The sequence below is a fragment of the Cupriavidus sp. 09_S30 genome (assembly GCF_056930435.1).
Genome location: NZ_JBXOWI010000001.1, coordinates 2292477 through 2317066, shown reverse-complemented (window position 1 = coordinate 2317066; position 24590 = coordinate 2292477). Strand labels below are relative to the sequence as shown.

21 protein-coding genes and 2 pseudogenes are annotated in these 24590 nt (G+C 65.0%); 6 read left to right on the top strand and 17 right to left on the bottom strand.

The annotated features are described in order from the left end of the window. Positions 1 to 28: 28 nt before the first annotated feature. Together AC1Z3O_RS10985 and AC1Z3O_RS10980 are read right to left on the bottom strand one after the other, a co-directional pair. Entirely contained in the window at positions 29 to 1228 is a 1200-nt protein-coding gene (locus tag AC1Z3O_RS10985) for an acetyl-CoA acetyltransferase (RefSeq protein ID WP_483515750.1), read from the bottom strand. Positions 1229 to 1255: 27 nt separating this feature from the next. Then, positions 1256 to 2713: a 3-oxoacyl-[acyl-carrier-protein] synthase III C-terminal domain-containing protein gene (locus AC1Z3O_RS10980; protein ID WP_483515749.1), complete on the bottom strand. Its 1458-nt coding sequence runs from the start codon at positions 2711 to 2713 to the stop codon at positions 1256 to 1258. Positions 2714 to 2919: 206 nt separating this feature from the next. Between AC1Z3O_RS10980 and AC1Z3O_RS10975 the strand changes: the two genes are divergently transcribed. Further along, a complete protein-coding gene (locus tag AC1Z3O_RS10975) occupies positions 2920 to 3384 on the top strand; it encodes a MaoC family dehydratase (RefSeq protein ID WP_483515748.1) in 465 nt (154 codons plus the stop codon). A 61-nt stretch (positions 3385 to 3445) separates the two neighbouring features. On the opposite strand, the gene AC1Z3O_RS10970 is transcribed toward AC1Z3O_RS10975, so the two are convergent. The 8 genes and pseudogenes from AC1Z3O_RS10970 to AC1Z3O_RS10935 form a co-directional block, all read right to left on the bottom strand. Beyond that, on the bottom strand, positions 3446 to 4420 hold the full coding sequence (locus tag AC1Z3O_RS10970) for a Bug family tripartite tricarboxylate transporter substrate binding protein (RefSeq protein WP_483515747.1): 975 nt from the start codon (positions 4418 to 4420) through the stop codon (positions 3446 to 3448). A gap of 105 nt (positions 4421 to 4525) precedes the next feature. Then, positions 4526 to 6088, bottom strand: coding sequence for an acyl-CoA synthetase (locus AC1Z3O_RS10965; RefSeq protein ID WP_483515746.1), 1563 nt, complete (start codon positions 6086 to 6088; stop codon positions 4526 to 4528). A gap of 132 nt (positions 6089 to 6220) precedes the next feature. Beyond that, positions 6221 to 7132, bottom strand: a complete 912-nt coding sequence (locus AC1Z3O_RS10960; RefSeq protein ID WP_483515745.1) for an SDR family NAD(P)-dependent oxidoreductase — start codon at positions 7130 to 7132, stop codon at positions 6221 to 6223. Between the two features lie 38 nt (positions 7133 to 7170). Continuing rightward, on the bottom strand, positions 7171 to 8484 hold the full coding sequence (locus tag AC1Z3O_RS10955) for an acetyl-CoA hydrolase/transferase family protein (protein WP_483515744.1): 1314 nt from the start codon (positions 8482 to 8484) through the stop codon (positions 7171 to 7173). Between the two features lie 510 nt (positions 8485 to 8994). Further along, complete coding sequence (locus tag AC1Z3O_RS10950) at positions 8995 to 9909, bottom strand: LysR family transcriptional regulator (protein WP_483515743.1); 915 nt, start codon at positions 9907 to 9909, stop codon at positions 8995 to 8997. Positions 9910 to 9916: 7 nt separating this feature from the next. Then, positions 9917 to 10231, bottom strand: a pseudogene (locus AC1Z3O_RS10945) (TetR/AcrR family transcriptional regulator); the annotation flags it as partial. Positions 10232 to 10534: 303 nt separating this feature from the next. After that, complete coding sequence (locus AC1Z3O_RS10940) at positions 10535 to 11668, bottom strand: alkene reductase (RefSeq protein ID WP_483515742.1); 1134 nt, start codon at positions 11666 to 11668, stop codon at positions 10535 to 10537. A 44-nt stretch (positions 11669 to 11712) separates the two neighbouring features. Next, on the bottom strand, positions 11713 to 12915 hold the full coding sequence (locus AC1Z3O_RS10935; protein ID WP_483515741.1) for an MFS transporter: 1203 nt from the start codon (positions 12913 to 12915) through the stop codon (positions 11713 to 11715). A gap of 812 nt (positions 12916 to 13727) precedes the next feature. Between AC1Z3O_RS10935 and AC1Z3O_RS10930 the strand changes: the two genes are divergently transcribed. The 3 genes and pseudogenes from AC1Z3O_RS10930 to AC1Z3O_RS10920 all read left to right on the top strand — a co-directional run. After that, a complete protein-coding gene (locus AC1Z3O_RS10930; protein ID WP_483515740.1) occupies positions 13728 to 14105 on the top strand; it encodes a hypothetical protein in 378 nt (125 codons plus the stop codon). 322 nt (positions 14106 to 14427) lie between these two features. Further along, on the top strand, positions 14428 to 15114 hold the full coding sequence (locus AC1Z3O_RS10925; protein ID WP_483515739.1) for a hydrolase: 687 nt from the start codon (positions 14428 to 14430) through the stop codon (positions 15112 to 15114). A 40-nt stretch (positions 15115 to 15154) separates the two neighbouring features. Further along, a pseudogene (locus AC1Z3O_RS10920) lies at positions 15155 to 15241 on the top strand (alpha/beta fold hydrolase); the annotation flags it as partial. Positions 15242 to 15485: 244 nt separating this feature from the next. Here AC1Z3O_RS10920 and AC1Z3O_RS10915 read toward each other — a convergent pair. The 4 genes from AC1Z3O_RS10915 to AC1Z3O_RS10900 form a co-directional block, all read right to left on the bottom strand. Next, entirely contained in the window at positions 15486 to 16052 is a 567-nt protein-coding gene (locus AC1Z3O_RS10915) for an antibiotic biosynthesis monooxygenase (protein WP_483515738.1), read from the bottom strand. Positions 16053 to 16410: 358 nt separating this feature from the next. Next, positions 16411 to 17049 (bottom strand): ABC transporter ATP-binding protein, encoded by a 639-nt coding sequence (locus tag AC1Z3O_RS10910; RefSeq protein WP_483515737.1) that lies wholly within the window; start codon positions 17047 to 17049, stop codon positions 16411 to 16413. 11 nt (positions 17050 to 17060) lie between these two features. Next, the gene (locus tag AC1Z3O_RS10905; protein WP_483515736.1) at positions 17061 to 18263 is read right to left on the bottom strand and encodes a DUF6136 family protein; all 1203 of its coding nucleotides are present in this window, start codon (positions 18261 to 18263) and stop codon (positions 17061 to 17063) included. Positions 18264 to 18426: 163 nt separating this feature from the next. Next, the gene (locus AC1Z3O_RS10900) at positions 18427 to 18912 is read right to left on the bottom strand and encodes a RidA family protein (RefSeq protein WP_483515735.1); all 486 of its coding nucleotides are present in this window, start codon (positions 18910 to 18912) and stop codon (positions 18427 to 18429) included. Between the two features lie 416 nt (positions 18913 to 19328). On the opposite strand from AC1Z3O_RS10900, the gene AC1Z3O_RS10895 reads away from it, so the two are divergent. Further along, positions 19329 to 20495 (top strand): acyl-CoA dehydrogenase family protein, encoded by a 1167-nt coding sequence (locus AC1Z3O_RS10895; RefSeq protein ID WP_483517580.1) that lies wholly within the window; start codon positions 19329 to 19331, stop codon positions 20493 to 20495. Between the two features lie 73 nt (positions 20496 to 20568). On the opposite strand, the gene AC1Z3O_RS10890 is transcribed toward AC1Z3O_RS10895, so the two are convergent. The 3 genes from AC1Z3O_RS10890 to AC1Z3O_RS10880 form a co-directional block, all read right to left on the bottom strand. Continuing rightward, positions 20569 to 20760, bottom strand: a complete 192-nt coding sequence (locus tag AC1Z3O_RS10890; RefSeq protein WP_483515734.1) for a YjfB family protein — start codon at positions 20758 to 20760, stop codon at positions 20569 to 20571. Between the two features lie 148 nt (positions 20761 to 20908). Then, the gene (locus AC1Z3O_RS10885; protein WP_483515733.1) at positions 20909 to 21367 is read right to left on the bottom strand and encodes a (2Fe-2S)-binding protein; all 459 of its coding nucleotides are present in this window, start codon (positions 21365 to 21367) and stop codon (positions 20909 to 20911) included. 28 nt (positions 21368 to 21395) lie between these two features. Next, the gene (locus AC1Z3O_RS10880; protein ID WP_483515732.1) at positions 21396 to 23675 is read right to left on the bottom strand and encodes a xanthine dehydrogenase family protein molybdopterin-binding subunit; all 2280 of its coding nucleotides are present in this window, start codon (positions 23673 to 23675) and stop codon (positions 21396 to 21398) included. 248 nt (positions 23676 to 23923) lie between these two features. Between AC1Z3O_RS10880 and AC1Z3O_RS10875 the strand changes: the two genes are divergently transcribed. Further along, positions 23924 to 24574 (top strand): TetR/AcrR family transcriptional regulator, encoded by a 651-nt coding sequence (locus AC1Z3O_RS10875; protein WP_483515731.1) that lies wholly within the window; start codon positions 23924 to 23926, stop codon positions 24572 to 24574. Positions 24575 to 24590: the final 16 nt, after the last annotated feature.

Sequence of the window (24590 nt, the reverse complement as noted above, 5' to 3'; positions counted from 1 at the left end):
GCTTCATCCTTCTTGAATGAGAAATGGCTCAGCCTTGCAGGCCGAAGATCGAGATCGCCGCGATGCCCAGATAGGGCACGCCGCCAAGGTTGTGGGTGAGTCCGATCGACGGATTCGGCAATTGCCGTTCACCGGCCCGCCCCAGCAACTGGTTGTAGACTTCGTAAGCCATCCGCAGGCCGGACGCGCCGATCGGATGGCCGAAGCACTTCAGGCCACCATCGACCTGACATGGGACGCGGCCGCTGCGGTCGTAGAAGCCGTCGAGCACGTCATTGACGGCCCGGCCTTCCGGGGAAACGAAGAGGTCCTCCATGGTGACCAGCTCGGTGATGGAAAAGCAGTCATGCACTTCCATCAGGTCGAGCTGTTCCCGCGGGTTGGTGATGCCGGCCTCGGCGTATGCGCGTGTGGCCGCGGCACGTGTGGTGCGCACGCTGGCACCGTCCCACTGCGTAGTGGACGACTCGACGCCGGAGCCGATGGAAAGCTGGATTGCCTTGATCGTTACCCTGTCTTTCTTTCCCAGGGCACGGGCGATCTCCGGTGTGGTCACGATGGCGGCGGCCGCACCGTCGCTCACCCCGCAGCAGTCGAACAGACCAAGCGGCTCCGCGATCATCGGTGCGTTGAGGATCTGGTCCATGCTCAGCCGCTTGCGCAGATGCGCCTTGGGGCTCAGCACGCCGTTCTCGTGGCTCTTCCAGGACACATGTGCCAGCGCCTTCTTGAGCCTGTCCTTGGAAATGCCGTGCTTGGTGCGATAGCCGGCGGCGAGCTGGGCAAAGCCGGCGGGAGCCGACCCCAGCGGCATCCAAAGATCATTGAAGGTGCCCTTGAAGCCGGGCGGCAGGCCGCCGTAGCCGGTGTCCTTGAGCTTCTCCGCGCCAATGGCCAGCGCGATGTCCACCGCGCCCGCCGCCACGGCATAGACCGCACCGCGCAAGGCTTCGGTGCCTGTCGCGCACATGTTTTCCACGCGGCTGAAGGGGATGCCGTCCAGGCGCAGCGCAGTCGATGCCGGGATAGCGGAATTGCCGACATTGACGGCGTCCATGCAGGAGCCATACCACGCCGCCTCGATCTGCTTGCGCTCGATGCCCGCGTCGGCCAATGCCTCTTCGAAGGCTTCCGCCAGCAACTGGGGCGTTCCAGCTTCCCAGCGTTCGCCAAAGCGGGAACAGCCCATGCCGAGGATGGCGACCTTGTCCTTGATGCCTGTTGCCATGATGTGTTTCCTGAACGGGTGTGCTGGTCACGCCTGAACTGGCGTGGTCTTCCAGAAATAGCGCGGATACTGGCGCGCCTTGTCCGCGTCCTTGATGCGGAACACCACCCTCAGCGGCGTTCCCACCTCGAGGCCGGCCGGGCCGACGTCCACCGTCTCCATCAGCACACGCGCGCCGTTCTCGAACTGGACGAAGCCGACGTACAGCGGCGGGGAAGGGTGGTAGGACAGCCAGTCGGCAGTGTGGGTCATCACCTGCGCTGGCTGGTCGACCAATGAGTGCTGCTCGAACTGCTCAGCCGGGGCATTGCAGCCGGGGCTGACGCAGAAGGGCAACTGCGGGAACTGCAGGGTGCCGCAGGCGCGGCATCTTCCGGCCATGAAGCTGCCAAGTTGGGCGTTGGAGCGGTATTGCTCGGAGAAAGCAGTCTTCACTGCTTTCTCGGCCCGCATGCCCCATTCGAGTTCTATCCCGTCGTCATAGGACAGCATGCGCAGGTAGGAGTCGTCGCACAGGGCGTCGTCCAGTGCGCCGCTGACGCCGCGGCGCGGCCGGAAGCCGGTGATCGCATCGGTGACGCGCAGCACCAGCGCGTCGCAGCCCTGGCCGAAACCGACTACCAGCACATGGTCGCCGGGAGCCGCCTTTTCCAGGACATGGGCGAGCATCGACAGCCCGTGCGCGGCGCCCGCGTAGCCGCAGCGATCGAACAGGCCATCGGCCTCAGCCCGTGCCGGGATGCCCGCCCGCGCAGCCACGGACCCGGCAATGCCCTTGAAGCTGGATGGCAGCACGAAGTGCCGTACCTGCGCCGCGCCGATTCCAGCCTGCGACAGAGCGGCCTCGATGGCCGGCAGCACCAGTTTCAGGTAGCCCTCGTCGCGGATCCAGCGTTCCTCCCAGAAGTAGTCGTACTTGCCATCGGCCGGGCGGAAATGGTCGACAAATGGAACAGTACTGCTGGCGGACCCCAGGAGCACGGCGAGAACGTCTTCACCGCCCAGCGCGAATGCCGCTGCCCCCGCACCGTAGGTAATCTCCTGGGTGCTGGCAGGCTTGCCGCGCGGCCGGTCACTGGCCACCAGCAGGGCAGGCCCGGATGTATCTGACAACGCTGTCAGCAGGCCACTGGTGCCGGCGCGCTGCGAGTGGCCGATGTCCAGCGTGCGGGCGTGGGCCGGCAGTCCTAAGGCGTTGGCGACCACGGTGGCGTTCTGCAGGTCGGCGAACGGCATCGTGGTCGAAGCAAACAGCACCCTTGCCAGGTCGCCGCGGGAGCGCCGCGACAGCGCATCGCGTGCCGCTTCCACACCCATCGTGATGCTGTCTTCGTCCCAACCGCAGAATGCGCGCTGTCCTCTGGCGATGCCAGAGAGGGCGGGAGCCATCCACTTGTGGGCCGCCGCAATGGCGGACCGCTCCATGCGCAGCCTTGGGACATAGCCGCCAAAAGCCGTGATGCCGTAGGTAGTCGTTCTGGACACGTTCTCCGCCTCTTATTGAAATAGTGCATGCATATGGTATGCATGCGTACATTATACGGAGGAGCGAGCGACGTCAAGCGGGTTCCGACCTATTGAATGCCCGCTCGCCCAGCAGGTTTGCTCGGAAAGGGCTACCTACGTGGCTTTAGTTGTCGTGAGCGCAAAGTTTATATAGTATGGTTGCATACCATATTGGGAGGTGAAAGATGGCCGGCTTATATTTTGAGGAGTTCCAGGTGGGGCAGATGTTCCGACATGAGATTCGGCGCACCGTGACGGAAACAGACAACCTGCTGTTCAGCACGATGACGCACAATCCTGCCGCGATTCATATCGATGCCGAATACTCGAAGGGAACGGAGTTCGGCAAGCCATTGATGAACAGCGCGTTCACCCTGGGACTGATGGTGGGGATCTCGGTCGCCGATACCACTCTGGGCACCACGGTCGGCAACCTGGGCTGGGATGAGGTGCGCTTTCCGCGACCGGTGTTCGCAGGGGACACGCTGCACGTCGAGACAACGGTCCTGGAGAAGCGCGAAAGCAAGTCGAGGCCGGACAACGGCATCGTCGTCTTTCAGCATACGGCGTTCAACCAGCGTGGTGAGATCGTCGCCAGCTGCAAGCGGAGCGGATTGATGTACCGTTTGGCGGCGGCCAGGAAAGCCTGACCGCACGCTCTCTCCAACAGGGCGCGCCGCCGCACTCTGCCGGCGGCGAAGGGGCGCAACCTTATTCGGGCTGGATCCCTGACTCGTGGACCTTGCGGCCCCAGACGTCCAACTGCCGTTTCATGTATGCCGCGAACTCCGCCGCATTTGCTGGCGCCGCTTCCGCGCCCATCTTCGCCAGCTTTTCGATGGTTTCCTTGCGCGCAAGGAACTGGCCTATCCGGCTGCTCAGCTTGTCACGGATGCTGTCCGGCAGGCCTGCGGGGGCGAGCACGCCGACCCAGGCTGCCAGGTCGAATCCCGGTAGTGAGGCGGAACTGGCAATTGTCGGTAGTTGTGGCGCGAGCGCGCTTGGCTGCTCCGTGGAGACTGCCAGCGCGCGTAACCGCCCGGCCTTCAGCTGAGCTTGGCTGGAAGCGAGATCGCTGAAGGTGTACGTGATTTGCCCACCGACGAGATCCACCAGTGCTTGCGGCGAACTCTTGTAGGGGACCGCTGTCGCATTGAGTCTTGCCAGCGAATTGAAGGCGGCCCCTGCGACTTGTCCGGTGCTGTTCCCATAGCCGTAATTGACCATCCGGCCCTTGTCGTGCGTGTAGGCCAGGAACTCGCTGACCGATTTCACGGGGAGATCCGCGTTGACCGCCAGCACAAAGGGGAAATAGCAGACGCGGGCGATCGCGGTAAAGTCCTTGATCGGATCGTAAGGCAGCTTCTTGAACAGGTAGGGATTGGCAGAATGGGCCGTGTTGGTGGACAGGAAGAGGGTGTAGCCGTCAGGCGCGGACTTCGCTACTGTCTCCGCGGCCAGTATGCCAGAGGCGCCAGGCTTGTTCTCGACGATGAACGGCTGTCCGAATTCGCTCTGGAGATCCGCCGCGATCAGCCGCGCCACGATGTCGCTGGCGCTGCCTGCTCCGAACGCCGTCACGAGGCGCACCGGCTTGGCTGGCCAGGTTTGCGCCACCGCCGCCGATGGCGCTAAGGCGATGGCAATCAGGCCGATGCCAGCCCACTTGATGAATCGATGGTGCATACGTGTCTCCTGAGTATTTGTAGTGTCGATGTAATATAGATACATACGGTACGCTAGGCAACCAAACCGGCGGCAAGCGAGGCGAAATCCCTGGCGGACGTGGTGTCAGGTCCGCTGCCGTGCAGGAGCGCGGTACTTTTCGCGCAGGGCCTGCTTGTAGAGCTTCCCGGTGGGCAGGCGCGGCATGTGGTCGATGAAGTCCACTGAGCGGGGCACCATGTACCTGGCGACCTTTTCGCGTAGGTATTCGATCAGTTCCCGGGCAAGAGCTTCGGACGGTGCCACGCCTGCCGCGGGTTCGATGATGGCCTTGACCTCCTCGCCCATCTCCTCGTTGGGCACGCCGATCACCGCGGCGTCGCCCACGTGCGGGTGCATGGCCAAAGCGTCTTCGATTGCCTGCGGATAGATATTGACGCCGCCGGAGATGATCATGAAGCTCTTGCGGTCGGTCAGGTAGAGGTAGCCTGCTTCGTCCACGTAGCCGACATCGCCCACGGCCGTCCAGTTCGGATGATGTGGGTGTTGGGCGCTGCGCGTCTTCTCGGGATCGTTGTGATAGTGGAATGGCAGCCGGCTCTGCTCAAAGTAGACCAGCCCGCTCTCCATCGGCGGCAACTCCCGTCCATCGTCATCGCAGATGTGGAGGATGCCGTGGAACGGGCGGCCCACCGAGCCGGGGTGCGAGAGCCATTCCTGGCTGTCGATTGTGGTCAGCCCATTGCCTTCGGTCGTGCCGTAGTATTCATACAGGATCGGTCCCCACCAATCGATCATCTTCCGCTTGACGTCGATCGGGCAGGGCGCTGCCGCATGGATGGCCACGCGCAGGCTGGAGAGATCATGTGTGCGGCGCTGTTCAGTCGGCAGCTTGAGCATGCGCACGAACATGGTCGGCACCCACTGACTGTGGGTGATGCGGTAGCGCTCGATCAGTGCAAGCGCCTGCGCTGCATCGAACTTGTCCATCAGTACCAGCGTGCCGCCGGCGCACTGGGTCTGTACACCATATGTCAGTGGTGCGGAGTGGTACAGCGGCGCAGTGGCGAGGTAGACCATATCCTGACCGAACTGGTAGTGGCCAAGCAATTCGCGGCGATTCGGGTCGACCACCTCTGCGACATTCTCCGTCCATGGGGCGCGCAGGATGCCCTTGGGACGGCCAGTGGTGCCGGAGCTGTACATCATCAGCACGCCAAGGCTTTCCTGGCCTAGCGGCGTGCCAGGCAGGTCCGCGCAGGCCGCCTCATAGCTGTCCCAGCCATCGATCACGCCATCGATCATGAGACGCTGCCTGCATCCCGGCGTGCGCGGGGTCAGTCCCCCTGCGAGATCGCGCATGGCGTGGGAGCTGATCGCCACCTGGGCGCCGCAGTCAGCAATGATGTACGCGGCCTCGTCCGGCGTGAGGAAGCGGTTGACCGGGGTGAGGACGAGGCCGGAGCGCAGCGCAGCCCAGACGATCTCGAAGTAGCGGATATTGTTTTCCAGCACCACCGCGATGTGGTCACCGCGGCGCAGGCCGAGCGCGTACAGGTAATGCGCGAAGCGGTTGGAGCGTTCGTCCAGATCGCGGTAGCTCAGCGTGGCGCCGCTGGCCGCGTGAATGATCGCCGCCTTGTCAGGCGCGCGGCGCGCCTGAGCACCGACATAGGAGTATGCGTTCATTGGTGTTTCCTTCTGGACTGGACTGGCCGCGTGGCCCGCGCGGCGCGCGCGGCGCGCGATGGGGAAGCCGTGCTCTGCATCGGCGGCCCGCCGCAAGGCATAAGGCAAGAGGGCCGGCCGACGCCTGAGACTTCAGACGGGATCCCAGGTAAAGACGTCGCGCGAGCGATCGAGCGGGAAGAAGGAGCCCTGGAGCATCGGGATAGCGCGTTCGATGCACGATTCCACGGTCCATCCGTCACCGGCGTGCGCGGTACGAATCGGCCGCGGCTGCGAGAATAGATAAATCTCATTGTTGCGCACACCGAAGATCTGGCCGCTCACATGGCGGCTACCGTCGCTGAGCAGTGCTAGCGCAAACGGTGCGATCTTCGCGGCCTCCAGGCGCATATTGATCTTCATCCGCTCGGCGCCCTCAGGGGTGTCCGTGGGGATGGTGCCTACCATGCGCGTGAAGGCGAAGGGCGCGATGCAGTTCGAGCGCACCTTGAAGCGCTCCATGTCGAGTGCAATGGCCTTGGACATGCCGACGATGCCCATCTTGGCGGCACAGTAGTTGGCCTGGCCGAAATTGCCGATCAGGCCGGATGTCGACGTCATGTGCACATAGGCACCGCTTTCCTGGGATTTGAAGTGCGGTGCGACCGCCCGCGAAACATTCCAGCTGCCCTTGAGATGAACGCGGACCACGGCATCGAATTCTTCCTCGCTCATCTTGTGGAAGATGATATCGCGCAGATTTCCCGCGTTGTTGACCACGCCGTCGATACGTCCATGCAGATCGAGCGCTTGCTGGGCGATCTTCTGCGCGGAATTCCAGTCCGCCACGCTCTCGGTATTGGCAGCAGCCTCGCCGCCCGCAGCCTTGATTTCGTCAACTGTCTGCTGCGCCGGGCCGACGCTGCCGCCCGAGCCGTCGATATTCACGCCGAGATCGTTGACGATCACCTTGGCCCCCTGGCGAGCGGCCTCCAGGGCGATGGCCTTGCCAACACCGGCACCGGCGCCGGTCACAATCATGACTTTCCCTTCAAGCAGTCGCATGTTTGAAACTCCAGTAAATGTCAGTGTGGAAACGCCGTTCAGAGGCGAGAGGCGATTGCCCGCCAGGCTTCGGACAATGCGTCGCGGAACTCGGGTGCCGCCACCTCGATCAATGCATGCGCGCGCTCGTGGACGCTGGCGCCGCGAAGCGTGGCCACGCCGAACTCAGTGACGACGTAGTCCACGTCGAAGCGGGGCAGGGTGACGGCGGTTTGTTCCAGGAATGGAACGATGCGCGACCCATGCCTGTGGGTCGCGTGCAAGGCCACGATGCTGTGGCCTCCACGGGAGAGTCGGCTGGCGCGCGCGAAGTCCGGTGCGCCGCCGGCGCCGCTGACCACGCGGCCATTGCTATGTTCGAGGTTGCATTGACCGAACAGATCGACTTCCAGGGCCGAGTTCACCGCGACGAATCGGTCCAGCCCGGCCAATGTGCGCGTGTCGTGCGTCACCTCGCAGCCCACAATCCGTAGCGGGGCGAACGCAGGCATCCTGTCGTAGAAGTCTTCGCTGCCAACGAGCACACAGGTGGTGTGCGCGAAATCCATGTCCAGAGCCCCGGCGTCGCTCAGGGCCAGCGCGCCGTCTGACAGCATGCCGGAATGCAACCGCAGCTTGCGGCGGTCTCGCAATCGGTGCATGAGGGCGGTCGGCACTTTGCCCAGCCCCGCCTGAAGCACGCAACCGTCTTCGACGAGGGGAGCGATGTACCGGGCGATCGCTTCAGTTTCGGCGTCTGTGCCGGGGTGATAGACGGGCAACGGCATATCGACTTCACAGAAGTAGTCGAAGTCGTTTAATGGAACCGATATGGATCCTGGTATCCGAGGGGTTTGCCGATTGATCAGCGCGAGGCGCCGCCGACTCTTGCGCAGCGCGATTGGTGTGAACTCGACGGCCGGCCCAAGTGAGCAGAGACCTCTGGCATCCGGTTCCGAGACCTGCACGACGGCCAGATCGATATCGACCTGATCCTGCAGGTGCCGGACAAAGCCGGCATAGGTGATCGGCAGTGCTCGGAAGCGCCGGTCGCTTTGCGCCTCGGTCAGGCCTGGCTGGCTGAACAATCCCGTGATCTCGATCGACGGATGTAGCTTGGCGACCGACAGTTCGTTGATGCCCGGCACATAAGTAGTCAAGATGCGGGCGTCGCGCGTGGCGTCTGGCGCGAGGAAAAGTTGCTCCATGAATGCGGTGGGCTCGCCGCTCGATCCGGGCAGATAGACCACTTCGCCTGGCCGAACAAGGCGGGAAAGCGCAGCCGGGGCGAGCTTGCGTTGGCGATCGCAATGGATCGCCGGGGCGACGCCGACGTCGTGCTTGTCCTCAATCAGACCGGCATTGGAATCCACGGCACTCTTCTCAATGGTGAAGTCTGCGGATGTAGCGCGCTGCGATGACCAGCTAAAGTTCGCTGCGCGCTAAAACGTATGTACGCATACGATATACATGGATTCTAGTTAGGTCAAGCCGCACTACGACTGGCTAGCAAAGCGGATCCACAAGCCTCGGCGTAGGGGAGAGCAATGCCAAATGGGTATCGATGCGACCTCCGGCATACCGAAGGTCGCGGCACGCCAGACCAGCGCGTGCGCGCGCAGCAAGGGCAAAGCGCGGTAATAGCACGGCTATTGCGAGCATTTGCAACGAAGCCATCAGCCCGCATGGCGTGGCAGGCACCGACCGATTTCAGCGATTCAGGGGACTATCAAACGCCGCAGCCGATATCGCCGTCCGCACGATACAGCCCGACAATCCGGACTTGCAGACACGACCGCTCGCGCATGGGGCTTCCCGAGGCTGCCCTTTCGTATGAAAGCCTAGACCATGACCGGCGGGATCAGGGCGGCATCAGGGCGGAATCAGCCCTTCTGGCGCGTCGGTCCCGGCAGGCTGGCCAGGAAATCCAGAAATGCGGCAATCCGACGCGACCCGCGCTGGTTAGGCAGGTACAGCGCAAAGATTGCCGAGCTGGCCTGATCGGGATTGACCGACCACTCGCCGAACAACGCCGTCAGGCGGCCGCTGGCGACATCCGCGTCGACCAGCCAGTCCGGCAACAAACCGATGCCGCCACCGGTCAACGCGATGTCATGCAGCACTTCGACGTTGTTGCTGCGGAAGTGGCCGTTCACGGGGACTCTGATCTCGCTGTCTCCCTTGCGGAAGTTCCAGACCTGATCCCGGGCCCCGTAGCTGAAACGCAGGCAACGGTGATTGACCAGGTCGAACGGCTCGCTTGGCGTGCCTTGGCTGTCCAGATAGGCAGGGCTGGCAACCACGTGGCGGCGGAAGCGGCCGATCTCGCGGCCCACGATATTGTCATAGGCTGCGGGACTACCGAGCCGCACGGCAAGGTCGACGCGCTCACTGAGCAGATCGACGATTTCATCCGTCAGCGTGATTTCGACTTCCAACTGGGGATACCTGGCGATCCAGTTACCCAGGTATGGCGCGATGCAGCGCCGGCCGAAGGCCGCGGGCAGCGAGACGCGCAGTTGCCCGGTGGGTACTTCGCCCCTGTCCGCGACGAGTGCATCGGCTTCTTCGATCGCATCGAGGATCTTGCGGACCTGCTGGTAGTAGGCCGCGCCGGTTTCGGTGACGGTGACGAGCCGCGTGGACCGGTTCAGCAGAACGGCGCCAAGGGAGTCCTCGAGTGCGTCGAGTGCCCGCGTGACCGACGAGGTGGCCAGGTTCATGCGCCGTGCTGCCGCGGAGAAGCCCTTTGCATCCACGGTTTCAACGAACATCTTCAACGCCAGCAGCTTGTCCATCGTCGTGCTATTTCCTGTTGCTGCGCATCTTGCGCATAGCTGCGGGTGCGCCTTGCAGGAAGATTTCGACCTTCTGGCGGATCACCGCTTCCATGTCGGTCGGCACCTTCAGCCCGTAGACCCATTTGCGCACGCCCAGATAAAAGATGGCCGCGTGCAGGCCCCAGATCATCTCGATCTCAGCTTCGGTTTGGGGGGCATTGCGCGGAGCATCGATGCCGAAAGCCTCGCGCACCTCGGCCAGCACGGGCATGAAGACCTTGCTGCGCAGCTTGCTCAGGTACTTTTTGTTGATGCCCTCGTGGGTCAGCCCGGCGAAGATGACTGCCATCATCGCTGGCCGGTGTGCTGCTTGACCCCATGAGGTTCCCCCTGACTATCGACTATCGCGGTGCGGGTGATGTCCAGGGATTCTATCAAGTTGCTGATCGGGCGATAAATTGCGTCGCAGGGCAGAGCACGCCCGCCCTCCCGCCAGGGGCGAGCGTGCAACACGGTCAGGCTCGCCCCCTCGGCGCCGACTGCTTGATAGCCGCATGCGCGCGATCGGTGCTTTGCCGCCGCTGCGGGCATGAACTGCCCAGCACGCGGCGAGTCGGGCTTGCCGCGGAGCCCGCTCCACGGCTCAGCTTCCATCGAAAGGCAATCGTTCCAGGGGCGGGTAGTCGGTATAGCCGACTTCGTTGCCGCCGAAGAATGAGGCCGGATCCGGCGCATTGAGCGGCGCGGACGTCCGCAGGCGCACGGGAAGGTCCGGGTTGGCGATGAAGGGCCGTCCGAAGGCGATGATGTCGGCGCGGCTTTCGGATAGCGCCTTCTCGGCAGAGGCGGCATCGTAGCCACCGGCGAGCATCAGCACCCCTTCGTAGGCCTCGCGCATCGAGCGGATCATCACGTTCCAGCGTGGATCCACGTCCTCGTCCTTGACCGTTCCCACCATGGCCGGCTCGACAAGGTGCAGATACGCCAGGGGCCATCGGTTCAGGTGCCTGGCGATGGTGTTGAATGTCTCCTCGGGCGTCGCGTCTCCCATGCCCATGAAACGGCCCATCGGCGTCAGCCGCACGCCCACTCTCGCCGCGCCGATCTCGGCGGCCACCGCAGCGACCACTTCAAGCAGAAATCGGGCACGGTTCTCGATGCTGCCGCCATAGGCGTCGGTGCGGCGATTGCTCACCGAATTGATGAACTGGTCGAGCAGATAGCCATTGCCCGCGTGGATCTCGACGCCGTCCATGCCGGCCGAGATGGCATTGCGCGCCGCTTTCCGGTAGTCCTCGACAATCGCCGCGATGCCTTCGACCGTGAGCGCCTGCGGCACCGGAATCTCGCCCCAGATGCCATTGCCGTTCTCGTCGACGATGAATGTCTTTCCTGGCACGGGCAGTGCGCTCGGTGCCACGGGTAGGGCGCCGCCGGGCTGGAACAGCGGATGGGAAACGCGCCCCACGTGCCAGAGCTGCAGGAACATCCTGCCGCCGGCGGTGTGTACCGACTCCGCCACGGCGCGCCAGCCCTCTACCTGTTCGTCAGTGTGAATGCCGGGCGTCCAGGCATAGCCCTGGCCCTGCTGGGAGATCTGCGTGGCCTCTGAGATGATCAGCGCCGCGGATGCGCGTTGGCGGTAGTACTCGACGTTCAGCGAGGTGGGGACATTGCCCGGCTGGCCGGCGCGGGAGCGGGTCAGCGGGGCCATGACGACGCGATGGTCAAGCCGGAGCGAGCCGACCGAAATCGGGGAAAAGAGCCGGGGTTCCATGATAGCGATGCCTTCAGGATTGAGTCTGTCCAAGGGGAGGGAATTCACCGACGCGATGCCAGCGCCAGAGCCGCAAGCGAGAGCAGCGCGAGGCCGCTGCCGGTAGCGACGACACCATGCCAGCCGACCTGCGTGTACAGCGTGCTGGCAATCGCCGAGCCCAGCGCGCCGCCTGCGAAGATCGACGTCATGTAGAGCGCGTTGAGCCGCGCGCGGCTGGCAGCGTCGAGCGCATAGATCGCGCGCTGGCCCAGCACCATATTCATCTGCACGGCGAAGTCGAGCACGATGCCGGTCAGTGCCAGTCCATAGAGCGCCGCACGGCCTTCGACCAGTCCGGGCAGGAAGCTGGCAGCCGCGGCGGCCATCGCTGCGTACGAGGCAATGCGCGTGTGTCCGGCATCTGCCAGCCGGCCGGCGATCGGTGCGGCGACGGCGCCAAGCGCGCCGACCAGCGCAAAGATGCCGATCTGCGATTGCGACAGGCCCTGGCGGCCCGCCAGTTCCAGCGGGGCGGCGGTCCAGAACAGGCTGAAGGCGGCAAACAGCAGGCCCTGGAAGAGCGCACGCTGGCGCAGGACGGGGTAGCGAGTGAACAGATGCCAGAGCGATGCGATCAGGCTCGCGTAGCTGGCGCGATGCTGCGGCACGCGGCGGGGAAGGGTCATGGCGATGATGGCCATGGTGGCCAGCGTCATCCCGGCGGCGACGAAGAACACGGTGCGCCAGCCGAGGAACTGGGCCAGCATGCTCGACAGCGGTCGCGACAGCAGGATGCCCGAGAGCAGGCCGCCCATGATCGTGCCGACCGTGCGTCCGCGCATCGCTTCGGGGGCGAGATGCGCAGCCAGCGGAATCAGGATCTGTACGCTGACGGAGCTCAGCCCGAGCAGCAGTGAAACGAGCAGGAACGGGCCCGGTTGCGAGGCGAGCGCGGCGCCGACCAGGCTGATCGCGGCGGCACCGCCGCTGATCATCAGTAGCCGGCGGTTCTCATGGAGATCGGCCAGCGGCACCAGGAAGAACAGGCCGATCGCATAGCCGATCTGCGTCAGCGACACGATGACGCTGGCACCTTGGGCGGAGAGACCGACCTCCGGCGCGATCAGTTCGATGATCGGCTGCGCGTAGTAGAGATTGGCCACCAGCACGCCGGCGCACAGGGAAAACAGTGCAACCAGTGCCGCGGACATCGGCGCAGCTGGATGTCGGGAGTCGTTGAGGACGGGAGACGTTGTGGTTTCCATGGCTTCAGGACGTTGGGTTGGGATGTGCCGAAGCTTAGGAGCCGTCAGGCGCCATTTGAATCACAACGCAGTGCAACTCAGCATTGCGCGCACGGCAATGCTGGCTCGGTCCTGCCGGCTTGCCCTGAAGGTCGGCGTTTCCTAGTCTTTCGATAATTAACGGGCCGCCACGGTGCGGGCAAGCGGTTCAGGCCATCCGGGACCCTGTGTCCGGGTAGATGATGTCCGGCCGAGTCGTGATCCTGGGCGATGCCGCGTCGATACCTTGCCCCCACACAGCGACAGGCACGTCGAAGGCGGCTGCCAACGCGCTGGATCTTGCCGCGCTAGGCTGGCGCGTACGTCAGTCAGCATGCCGGGGCAATCCGCAGCGAGCGACAGGCTGGGGCAACCTCCGTCCCGGCAGGCTTGCTGGTCAGTCATCTCGTGCGACTTTGTCCAGGCACGCCAGTGACATCACCTCCGTCTCGCGCGGCGTCAGCGTCTCGAAGCGCCTGCGCAGCGCGTGCGCGCGGCGGCTGGTCTCGCGGCGGCGGCGGTCCTTCTCTCTATTTGTGTCTATTTGTGCTGCGCTTTGCCTGTTAGTACGTTTTTTTATCGCGTACGAGGAAATTGCGTGCTCCTGCCATAGCCGCCATTGGCCCGGCCGCTGCCCAAAAGCGCACAATCTTCATTCAAAAAAATTGAATAAGTTATCCTGAACGGCCTTCATTGCGTCACTGAGTCAGCTTCTATAGTTCTGCACATGAACGGCGCGCAACGAAAACGCGATGTTCTGCAAAACTCAACGAATATAGAAACTGGAGAGAGTCATGACCAAGGCCACCACCTTCAAGATCGCTTCCACCCTGCTGCTGTCGCTGGCCGCCTTCGGCGCGGCGCAAACCGCCGGCGCCGGTGAACTGACAGCTGCCGACAAGTACGGCTACACGTTCCGCAGCTACAACGTTTATGCCGACGGCGCCCGCAGCGGCAAGCTGGATACCTTCACCGAGGGCACCCGCAGCGGCAGGTTGGACACCTTTACCGAGGGCACCCGTGGCAAGGTCGATCTGTTCACCGAAGGCGCCCGCGTCGCAGGCCTGGATCGCAGCGGCGTCTCTGCCGCGCCCGCCCGCAGCTTCGACCCGCACAGCGACGGCGCCCGCAGCGGCAAGCTGGACCCCTTCAGCGAAGGCGCCAACGCTTGAGCCGATGCTGGCAGGCGGCGCGCCACCTGGCCGCTTGCCGCGCCGCACCACGCCGGCTGGGCGCGTCGGCGAGCGTGGCACCCGCCGCCCACACTTCGGCGGCAAGCAAGTAGTACGAACGGACGATGGCCGCAGCGACCCGCGGGTTTAGCCTTCAGTCGGGTTGCTCGAGCAAGCGTCTAACGTGCATCACCGCGCCGCGCGCCGCATGGCGGCAGCGGCCGGACCATGCAGCAACCGGCCCGCGCCGGCCGTCAGGTGCCGTCCGGCGCCAAGGCGGCGCGGGTTCCACCCCCTAACTTCAGTGATTCAGGAAGACGTCATGACCAAAGCCAAGCTCGAAGTGTTGACCCCGCAGAACAGCCAGCTGATCTTCATCGACCAGCAGCCGCAAATGGCCTTCGGCGTGCAGTCGATCGATCGCCAGACATTGAAGAACAATGTCGTTGGACTGGCCAAGGCGGCCAAGATCTTTAATATCCCGACCACCATCACCACGGTGGAGAGCGAGTCCTTCTCGGGCTTCACCTACCCCGAGCTGCTCGACGTCTTCCCCAACCAGAAGACCCTGGAGCGCAGCTCCATGAATTCCTGGGATGACCAGAAGGTGCGCGACTCTCTGGCCGCCAACGGGCGCAAGAAGATTGTCGTCTCCGGCCTGTGGACCGAGGTCTGCAACCTCACCTTTGCCCTGTCGGCCATGCACGATACCGACTACGAGATCTACATGGTGGCCGACGCCTCCGGCGGCACCAGCAAGGAAGCCCATGACTACGCCATGCAGCGCATGATCCAGGCGGGCGTCGTGCCCGTGACCTGGCAGCAGGTGCTGCTCGAATGGCAGCGCGACTGGGCTCATCGTGACACGTATGACGCGGTGATGAAGCTGGTCAAGGAGCATTCGGGCGCCTACGGCATGGGTGTCGACTACGCCTACACCATGGTCCACAAGGCTGCCCAGCGCACCGCCACCCCGCACGAGTCCATCGCGCCGGTGCCTGCGCGCTGAACGGCACTCGTCCAACCCCATCACTCTCAGCCGGAAGACAAGGGTCTATCCGGGCGGATCGCACGGCATGTGCGTGGTCGAGGCCGACAAGGTGAATGCCGACCTGCTGGCGTTCCTGAATACTTGACCGGCATGCCGTCCTATGGCTCCAAGGCGGGCCGGGACGGCCTGCCATGCCGGACTGGTCGCCGGTGCGCCACTTTCCTGGCCAACCGCTTCTGGGCGGCCCCGCCCGCCGAGCAGTTCATGCTGCCCAACGCCTTCTTCGAGCACCTCGGGCTGGTTCGGCATGCGGCACAACTTCTAGTCCGCTGAATCCTGGCAATCGGAGGGGAAGGGCATGCCATGCGGGAGTCTGTGGCGCGCGATTGTCACTTGAACAGCCAGTGTGCAACGAGCCGTGTATAGCGCGGCATCACCACATAGACCATCAGAAACACGATTGCCGCCGCTACGACCGCTTTGGCCATGAATGAATCATGGGCGAGACCGAGGTGCGTGAGCGTCGGCACGACGGCCCATGGGACGACGATGCTGAGGGGAAAAATGGCGCTCCATGTGATGAGCCACTGCTTCCACGCGGTCGGCACCTTGACCGGCGCGCTCTTCGGCGTGAACCAGAAATCGAGGCCAGTCTTGATCTCGTAGCGGTCGCCTTGCCGCAGCCACGGCCGCATTTTCTCGATATGTTGGCGGCGCACATCGGATTGCATCCATGCGTTGAGACTGCTGAAGCCGTCGAAGCGAATGATGGTCGCATATTCGCGGCTCATGCCGACGGGACGGATCACGTCGGTGCTCAGGTAGCCGGGAAACCTGGAGCATGCGGCGCGGATGTCGGCGAGCCACGCTTCGTACTGCGCGACGGCGTCGGGCTCGACCTCGTGGACAATGATGCTTGTGACGATTTCCTGCGGGTTGAGGGTGGTCGGGTTCATCGCGCTTCCGGTTGATGGCGGCGACCGCCGACGATGCGCACGCGAATGGCTTTGGCATGCATGGCGGAGGCACGGTGGCTGGACATCACGATGCTACGCGGGATGCAGTCGCGCGACAGCAAATTCGTGGTGGGGGCGCGATGTCTGCGTTCGGCGCGTGCGTCTTCCCGCGTCCCGGATGGCCACGCCGGCCACGAGGGGCAGTTCTTGGCCGTGCGGAACCGCGCCTCGGCGGCATGGACCGTGGTGAACAAAACCAGGTCGACCGCGTTACGGTCTCGTAATGTCAGTGCTGTCGATGGAGTTGCTTGATGCTGCCCTTTGCGCCCTACACGTTGCTTCTACTCGGCCTGCGCCGTCAAGCGGGCAACGATTCCCGCGCGGCGCCCAGGTCCTTGAAGCCGACGATTTTCGCCTCGCAGGCGCGGGCCAATGCCGGGTCATGGGTCGAGAACAGGACCAGACGATCGCGACCGAGCCGCTTGAACAACGCGATGAGTTCGCCGCGCGCGGAGGAGTCGAGTCCGTTGCCCGGCTCGTCGGCAAGGATCACGGAAGGCCTGCCCAGCGCCGTCGCCGTCAGAAATACCTTCCTGCGCGTGCCCAGCGACATTTCTTCAAAGCGCTTGTCGATGAACGGATCAAGCCCGAAGCGGTGTGCGAGATCGAGTGAGGCGGCATCGACCTTGATCCCGCGCGTCGATGCGACAAGTTCGAGCAAGCCGCGTCCCGTCATGAACGGGTAGGCCATGCAATCGTCGGGGACATAGGCGAGTGCGGTCTTGGCCTGTTGTGGCGCCGTGCGCAGTGAATGTCCGTCGAGCCAGACGTCCCCGTCAAAGCTGTCGATCGTGCCGGCGAGGATGCCAAGCAGGGTGGACTTGCCGCTTCCGTTCTCGTCGCACAGCGCAACGCATCCCGTCTCGAACTGATGGTGCAGATCGCTGAACAGGACGTGGTCGCCGAAGCGTTTTCCGAGGTTTTCAAAACGAAGCATTGCGATATCCGTCAAACAAAGAGTTGCCAGGTGCCGACGACCCAGAGCGTGGCCAGGATCGTGCCCAGCAGCACCGATTGCCGCGGCGCGAAGCGCTGCGGCGCGTAGAGCAGTACCAGCAGCGGCGCACCGGAAGCCACGATCGCCACGGCGGTCCAGGCCGAGATGATGCCATGCGCGCTCAGCAGCCACGGTGCGACGGCGGCAAACGGCAGCCACAGGACGCCAACGGTCAGCAGGTCGGCGACCGTCAATGTGGCGCGGGACAGCGGCAGCGAGCGCATGAAGTGAGCCGCCCGCAGATGGGCGGCACGCAAATCGCGGAAGGTCGTGGCGACGATCAGGGCCAGTGCGGCGTGCGAGATCAGCGTCAGCGGCACTGCACGGACGTCGAAGTCCCACAGGTGGAAGAGGGCGTCGGTGCACGCCGTGAGCGCGCTCATCATCACGACACGCGCTAACACTTTCGCACTGCGATAGCGGAGGATGCCGGCTTCGAGCAAGGCAAGCGGCGGCGGTGCGAGCTGAGCGGCCGTGCGCGCGACGCCGGCCGGGACATGCGGCCGCAGGTGCCGGCGCGCATGCGCCGGTGGCATGGTGGCAGGCGGGCGTGCGAGAACAAATAGCGCCAGCAGCAAGGGCACCGCCAGCAGCACCGGTTTTAGCGGATGGTCGAATTGCGCCGCACCGACGAGCACGCCATTGGCCAGGAACAACATCCCGACGTGGCGGGCGTTGCGGGCGAGCGCGGCAAGCTGCAAGCCCAGCGTAATGAACGTCAGGGCGAGAATGAAGAGGTAGTTGGCGCTCCTGTTCGGCAGGAAGGCGACGGCAACCGCCGCGGCCAGAACCGTGAGCAGCAGCGGCGTGTTTGCGAGTGAGACAACGGCCACGTCCACGGCGCGGCGGCGTCCCTCGGATGTCGGCAAGGACTTGAGGTAGCCGCCGAATGGTCCGCCGGTAATCGCGCTACGCTGCATCAAGACCCAGAGCACGGCCGCGGCTTCGAGCAGGTGGACCCAGACAAAGCGCCACTCGACACTGTGCGTGGGCGCCAACGCCGCGAGCACCGGCGCGCCCAGTATCCGCGATTGCGCGAACACCGGCATGGCCGGCAGCAGCAGGAAGACGGACAGGCACAGCGCCTGCCAGTGTCTGCGCAGGGCGCGGGACGTCTCCAGGACGTACCAGCGCAGTCGACAGGACAGCAGCATTCCCGGATTCTCACAAACGTTGACGGGGGAATTCGCTATATTGCCACCGCCACCTGTCGCTCACAACCGCACGCCTCAGGCGCGGTGGAGCAGCAGCCGGCTTGCTTCTCCAACTCATTGCCACTAGGACCTCCGTGCGAAACTGACAGCCACTTCGATCGAATCAGCGCTGGGCGGCAATCGGCTCTGGCGGCTTGACCTGGGCGATCACGACGAGGATCACGGCTGCGTTACCCGGCTGCTGCGACTGCGAGTAGGCCGCGCGGGCATGGCCTGCCTTTTCGCCCAGCACATCGGCGAAGAAATCGGACGCGCCGTCGAGCACGGCGGCTTGCTGCAGCCAGCCCGGGGCACTGGTAATGTGGCCCTCGACGCGGACGATATGATCCAGTCGCTCGAAGCCGTTCAGATGCGCATGAATCTGCGCCAGCACGTTGAGCGCGGCCAGCTCCGCCGCGCGCTTGCCTTGCTCCAGTGTCAGCTCCTTGCCGACCTGGCCCTGCCAGACCACTTTCCCGTCCGCCAGCGGCAATTGCCCTGACACGAACAACAGGTCGCCTGCCTGGCTCACCGCGGTGTAGCTGCCCAGAGGCTGCGGGGGATTGGGCAGCACCAGGCCACGCGCTGCAAGTCTTTCCTGGACTGACATATTGGCTCCTCGGTTCCGATGGTCGTGGTTCATGGAGAGCACTCTAGTTGCCCGTCCTTGGTGGATAAAGCCACGACAGGGAACATCAATGCATACACCAGGGAATCAATCGCTGGCCCGGCGGCAGGATGTCGGGCCGGTGGCGCCGGCCGCACGCAGGAATGCGCCACATGCATTCGCGGCGCGGGCTCGGCTGGGGGCTTAAGCACACGTGAAGACGCGCTTCCGCAATGGCTGATTGTGCTGCGGGCCGCCAGGCGTGACCATGCAGGCCATGGCCTCGCTGGCTTGAGCCCGCGGTTGAACGGATCCGCTTCCGTGCAACCGGGATCGCCGCAATCTCCCAGGAACTGAACCGCGAGGGCTTGCACCGCGAGCCCCCGATGTCTCGAATCGCCAATACGTCGTACGCCTCCATGATCGAACAGACCCAATCCAACAACTACCAGGAAATCCGCGACGCCGTGCGCGCGCTGTGCGCCGAGTTCCCCGACGAGTACTTCCGCAAGGTGGACGAACAGCGGGCCTATCCCGAGGCCTTCGTCAACGCGCTCACCAAGGCCGGCTGGCTGGCGGCGCTGATCCCGCAGGAGTACGGCGGCTCGGGCCTGGGGCTGACCGAGGCCTCGGTCATCATGGAAGAGATCAACCGCTCCGGCGGCAATTCCGGCGCCTGCCACGGCCAGATGTACAACATGGGCACGCTGCTGCGCCATGGCTCCCAGGCGCAGAAGGAGAAGTACCTGCCGAAGATCGCCTCGGGGGAATGGCGCCTGCAATCCATGGGCGTGACCGAGCCGACCACGGGTACCGACACCACCAAGATCAAGACCAAGGCGGAGAAGAAGGACGGGCGCTACGTCGTCAACGGCCAGAAGGTGTGGATCAGCCGCATCCAGCATAGCGACTTCATGATCCTGCTGGCGCGCACCACGCCGCTGGCCGAGGTGAAGAAGAAGAGCGAGGGGATGTCCATTTTCATGGTGGACCTGCACGAGGCACAGAAGAAGGGGCTCGTCGTGCGGCCCATCCCCAATATGGTCAACCACGAGACCAACGAGCTGTTCTTCGAGGACCTGGAGATTCCGGAAGAGAACCTGATCGGCGAGGAAGGCAAGGGCTTCAAGTACATCCTCGACGGCCTGAACGCCGAGCGCACGCTGATCGCGGCGGAATGCATCGGCGACGGCTACTGGTTCATGGACCGCGTGACCAAGTACGTCAAGGAACGCCAGGTCTTCGGCCGTCCCATCGGGCAGAACCAGGGGGTGCAGTTCCCGATCGCGGAGTCCTTCATCGAACTGGAGGCAGCCAACCTCATGCGCTGGAAGGCCTGCGAACTGTTCGATGCGCACGAGCCGATGGGCGCCCAGGCCAATATGGCCAAGTATCTGGCGGCCAAGGCGAGCTGGGAAGCGGGCAATGCCTGCCTGCAGTTCCACGGCGGCTTCGGCTTCGCGTGCGAATACGACATCGAGCGCAAGTTCCGCGAGACGCGTCTGTACCAGGTGGCGCCGATCTCCACCAACCTGATCTACTCGTACGTGGCCGAGCACATCCTGGGCCTGCCGCGCTCGTTCTGAGCGCAGTTGCTGCACGATCGACGGCGCGGGCCGCTTCCGGCCAGGCAGGAGCGGCCCGCGCGGTACGACTGGCTCAGACCTTGATGTCGATGTTCTGGCCGAGATGCGGCGGGTTGCTGCCGCTCACGCCGACTGCGGGCATGGATTGCAGCAACTGGGCGACACCTTGTGCCCGCAGGTCGAGTGACTTGCGCAGCATCAGGAGCGCGGCAGGGTCGTCGCCCGGCGAGGTGGCGCTGAGCGAATTGATCAGAGCGGTGTTCATGAGTCTTCCATGAGGGTTGAGAGACGCGGCATGCCCTTTTACCCGCCTAAACGGGGGAACGGGAAAGCGGGCTGTCGATCAGGCATCCCGCCTCTGTGTTTTCGGCCGCGACCGCCACAACTTGAGCGCCGGGGGACCGCGCGGCCGCTCAACCCTCCCGCTCGCCAGCCGCCCGATGGATCGCCGCCCGGATGCGCGGATAGGTACCGCAGCGGCACAGATTGCCTGACATGGCCGCGTCGATATCGGCGTCGGTGGGCTTGGGCGTCTGCTTCAGCAGGGCGCAGGCCGACATGAGCTGTCCGCTCTGGCAATAGCCGCACTGCACCACATCCAGTTCGGTCCAGGCCGCCCTCAGGGCCTGCGCCTCGGGGCCTCGCAGTCCTTCGATGGTGGTGATCTCCTGCTCGCCGGCGGCGGCGAGCGGTGTGACGCAGGAGCGCACCGGCTTGCCGTTCAGGTGGACGGTGCAGGCGCCGCACAGCGCCATGCCGCAGCCGAACTTGGTGCCGGTCATCTTGAGTTCGCCGCGCAGGACCCAGAGCAGCGGGGTATCGGGCTCGGCCTGCACTTGCACGGCCTTGCCGTTGATCTTGAGTGTGGGCATGTCAGTCTCCGGACAGGTTGGGCGCGGCTCAGGCCAGCCGCAGCGGCAGCGCGCGCAGGCGTTGGCCGGTGAGGGCGAACAGGGCGTTGGCGACGGCGGGGGCGATGGGCGGCGTGCCCGGCTCGCCCACGCCTTCGGGGTGGGCCTGGCTGGGCATGATCTCGGTTTCGATGAGCGGGCACTCAGGGATGCGCAGCACGGGGTAATCGTGGAAGTTGCTCTGCTGCACCTGGCCATTGACGACGTGGATCTCGCTATACAGTGCCGCCGACAGGCCGAAGATCACGGCGCTTTCCATCTGCTGGCGGATCAGGTTGGGGTTGACCGGCGTACCGCAGTCGATCACGCAGATCACGCGATGCACGCGGATGCGCTTGTCCGGTGCCATCGATACCTCGGCCACCTGGGCGACGGTCGAGCCAAAGGACTGGTGCAGCGCCACGCCACGCGCGCGCTTGGCACCGTCGGCCGCGGGCGCGAGTGGCTTGCCCCAGTCCGCCAGCGCCGCCGCCCTTTGCAGCACGGCCAGCTGCCGCGGATGGTGTGCCAGCAGGCTCGCGCGGAAGGCGACCGGGTCCTTGCCGGCGGCCGCCGCCACTTCGTCGACGAAGCTCTCCTTGAAGAAGGCCTGGTGCGAGTGGCCGACCGAGCGCCAGAAGCCGACCGGCACGGGCAGGTCGACGATCTCGTGGGCGATGCGCGCATTCGGCCATTCATAGGGTTGGTCGAAGGCGCCCTCGGACGTGGTTTTGTCGGGCCCGGCGCCTGGCAGGCCGAAGCTGCGCGCCAGCACATTGGGCATGATGGCCTGGCCGGCCGAGGTGTTGCGCCAGGCGACCAGCGCGCCGGCGCTGTCCAGCCCGGCCTGGAAGCGGGAAACGCAGGCGGGTCGGTAGAAGTCGTGGCGGATGTCTTCCTCGCGCGACCAGATCGTCTGCACCGGCCGGCCCGGCACTTCTCGTGCGATCGCAGCGGCCTGTGCGATGTAGTCAGCCTCCAGGCGCCGGCCGAAGCCGCCGCCGAGCAACTGCACCTTGAGGTCGACCTTTTCCGCCGGAAGGCCCAGCACCTTGGCGGCCTGGTCGCGCGCGATGCGGGGCACCTGCGTGGATGCCCACACCGTGGCCGCGCCGTCCTGGAGCCATACCGTGCAGTTGGCGGGCTCGAGCGCGGCATGTGCCAGGTAGGGCGCGCGGTATTCCGCGCTGACCGTCTTCGCGGCGGAGGAGAGCGCAGAGTCGACGTCGCCCTGGCTGAAATAGGCGTGGCCGTGGGCCTTGTCCAGGGTTTCAGATAGCTGGCGGTAGATGGCGTCGCTGGAGATGCCGGCGGCCGCGCCATGGTCCCACTGCACGCTGACCTGCTTGAGCGCGCGCATGGCATGGTAGGGCGTGTCGGCGATGACCGCCACGCCACCGCTGCCGCCGTTGTGCGCATCGAACACGACTACCTTGACGACGCCCGGCAGGCCGGCGGCAGCCGCGCTGTCCACGCGGGCTGCCTTGCCGCCCAGCGTCGGGCACATGGCGACGCTGGCGTAGAGCAGGCCGTCAGGCGTGACATCGATGCCGAAGCGCGCCGAGCCGTCGAGCTTGGCGGCGGCCTCGATGCGGTGCACCGGCTGGCCGATCAGCTTGAAGCGGGACGGATCCTTGAGCGTCACCTTGTCGGGCCGCGGCTGCTGCGCGGCGAGCGCGGCCAGCTCGCCGAAGCTGGCGCTGCGGCCCGAGGCGTGCAGCACCTTGCCCGCCTCGGCGCGGCACTCGCTCGCGGGCACCTGCCATTGCGCGGCGGCGGCGCTGACCAGCATGGCGCGCGCCGAGGCACCTGCCTCGCGCATGGGCAGCCACAGGTCCTTGATGCTGGACGAGCCGCCCGTCATCATGGTGCCGATCTCGCGCATCAGCTTGCCGGTCATCCAGCCCGCCACGTGCTTGAGGGTGCCGTCGTTGTCGGGGTGGAAGGGCAGGCCGTCGACTGTCGCCGCGAGGTTGTTGTAGATCTTGTCGATCGGCGACTGCTCGACCCTGACCCGGGACCAGTCGGCGTCGAGCTCCTCGGCCAGCAGCATGGCCAGGCCGGTGTACACGCCCTGGCCCATCTCCGACTTGGCGATCACCACCGTGACGGTGTCGTCGCTTGCGATCTTGACCCAGCCGTTCAGGCCCGCCTGCGCCGGGCCCAGCGGCAGCGGATCCGCGGTGAGCAGGCGCTGGCGAGGGGGCATCACCGACCAGCCGATCACCAGTGCGCCGAGCGCTCCGGCGACGCCTGCGCTGCGGCGCAGGAAGGATCTTCGACTCAGCATGGAAGTCTCCAGATGCCGGGAGCCGTCCCGGCCAATGATGAGCGGGCGCCGCGCCGCTGGCGCGCACCCGGGAATCGCCGGCCCCGGCAGGGACCGCCTGGCTGAGGCGGTGTAGTGCTATCCGGGGCTTCCAATGTTGTCAGTGGAAACATAAACTAGCAATAGATGTAATCGCTGTCAACATCGCGCTGTCAACATCGCGCTGTCAACATCGAGCAATGACGGCTAACCCAGACCATGAGGACCCGATGACACGCCCAGCCAAGCGCGCCGCGGCGGCGCGCTACCACCACGGTGACCTGCAGGCCGCCCTGAGAGACGAGGCCGAGCGCATCCTCAAGACGCGCGGCGTGGCGGAAGTCAGCCTGCGCGAAGTGGCGCGCGCGGTCGGCGTCTCGCATGCCGCGCCCTACCGCCACTACGCGAATCGTGAGGCCTTGCTGGCCGACGTGGCCGCGCGCGGCTTCGAACGCCTGCATGCCCGCTTCGAGGCGTTGCCGAAGCGCCCGAAGCCGGCGTCGCGCTTCGCCGACCTGCTGCGCGCCTATCTCGAGTTCGCGGCGGCGGAGCCGGCCATCTACCGCCTGATGTTCGGCCCCGAGCTGCGCAAGGCCGACCATCCGCAGATGGCGCAGGCGGGTTTCCGCGCGCTGGATGCGGTGCGCAAGGCAATCGAGGCGCTGGACATTGCGATGCCGGCGACGGCGGAAGCCATGGCGGCGTGGAGCCTGGCGCACGGACTGGCGCTGCTGATCCTTGACCGGCGCATCGAGTTCGAGCCGGGCGTGGACGAGCCCATCGACCATCTGGCCCTTGCCGAGCGGGCAGGCGACATCTTTCTGGCGGGCCTGCAGGCCCGTGCCGCGACGGCGGCGCCGCGCCGCCGAGCGCGGGCGTAGTGCCACGCAGGCGGCC

Excerpts from the sequence above, each read along its gene's own strand:
- AC1Z3O_RS10985 (WP_483515750.1), bottom strand. The coding sequence starts at position 1,228 with ATGGCAACAGGCATCAAGGACAAGGTCGCCATCCTCGGCATGGGCTGT.
- AC1Z3O_RS10975 (WP_483515748.1), top strand. The coding sequence starts at position 2,920 with ATGGCCGGCTTATATTTTGAGGAGTTCCAGGTGGGGCAGATGTTCCGA.
- AC1Z3O_RS10970 (WP_483515747.1), bottom strand. The coding sequence starts at position 4,420 with ATGCACCATCGATTCATCAAGTGGGCTGGCATCGGCCTGATTGCCATC.
- AC1Z3O_RS10965 (WP_483515746.1), bottom strand. The coding sequence starts at position 6,088 with ATGAACGCATACTCCTATGTCGGTGCTCAGGCGCGCCGCGCGCCTGAC.
- AC1Z3O_RS10960 (WP_483515745.1), bottom strand. The coding sequence starts at position 7,132 with ATGCGACTGCTTGAAGGGAAAGTCATGATTGTGACCGGCGCCGGTGCC.
- AC1Z3O_RS10950 (WP_483515743.1), bottom strand. The coding sequence starts at position 9,909 with ATGGACAAGCTGCTGGCGTTGAAGATGTTCGTTGAAACCGTGGATGCA.
- AC1Z3O_RS10940 (WP_483515742.1), bottom strand. The coding sequence starts at position 11,668 with ATGGAACCCCGGCTCTTTTCCCCGATTTCGGTCGGCTCGCTCCGGCTT.
- AC1Z3O_RS10935 (WP_483515741.1), bottom strand. The coding sequence starts at position 12,915 with ATGGAAACCACAACGTCTCCCGTCCTCAACGACTCCCGACATCCAGCT.
- AC1Z3O_RS10930 (WP_483515740.1), top strand. The coding sequence starts at position 13,728 with ATGACCAAGGCCACCACCTTCAAGATCGCTTCCACCCTGCTGCTGTCG.
- AC1Z3O_RS10925 (WP_483515739.1), top strand. The coding sequence starts at position 14,428 with ATGACCAAAGCCAAGCTCGAAGTGTTGACCCCGCAGAACAGCCAGCTG.
- AC1Z3O_RS10915 (WP_483515738.1), bottom strand. The coding sequence starts at position 16,052 with ATGAACCCGACCACCCTCAACCCGCAGGAAATCGTCACAAGCATCATT.
- AC1Z3O_RS10910 (WP_483515737.1), bottom strand. The coding sequence starts at position 17,049 with ATGCTTCGTTTTGAAAACCTCGGAAAACGCTTCGGCGACCACGTCCTG.
- AC1Z3O_RS10905 (WP_483515736.1), bottom strand. The coding sequence starts at position 18,263 with ATGCTGCTGTCCTGTCGACTGCGCTGGTACGTCCTGGAGACGTCCCGC.
- AC1Z3O_RS10900 (WP_483515735.1), bottom strand. The coding sequence starts at position 18,912 with ATGTCAGTCCAGGAAAGACTTGCAGCGCGTGGCCTGGTGCTGCCCAAT.
- AC1Z3O_RS10895 (WP_483517580.1), top strand. The coding sequence starts at position 19,329 with ATGATCGAACAGACCCAATCCAACAACTACCAGGAAATCCGCGACGCC.
- AC1Z3O_RS10890 (WP_483515734.1), bottom strand. The coding sequence starts at position 20,760 with ATGAACACCGCTCTGATCAATTCGCTCAGCGCCACCTCGCCGGGCGAC.
- AC1Z3O_RS10885 (WP_483515733.1), bottom strand. The coding sequence starts at position 21,367 with ATGCCCACACTCAAGATCAACGGCAAGGCCGTGCAAGTGCAGGCCGAG.
- AC1Z3O_RS10880 (WP_483515732.1), bottom strand. The coding sequence starts at position 23,675 with ATGCTGAGTCGAAGATCCTTCCTGCGCCGCAGCGCAGGCGTCGCCGGA.
- AC1Z3O_RS10875 (WP_483515731.1), top strand. The coding sequence starts at position 23,924 with ATGACACGCCCAGCCAAGCGCGCCGCGGCGGCGCGCTACCACCACGGT.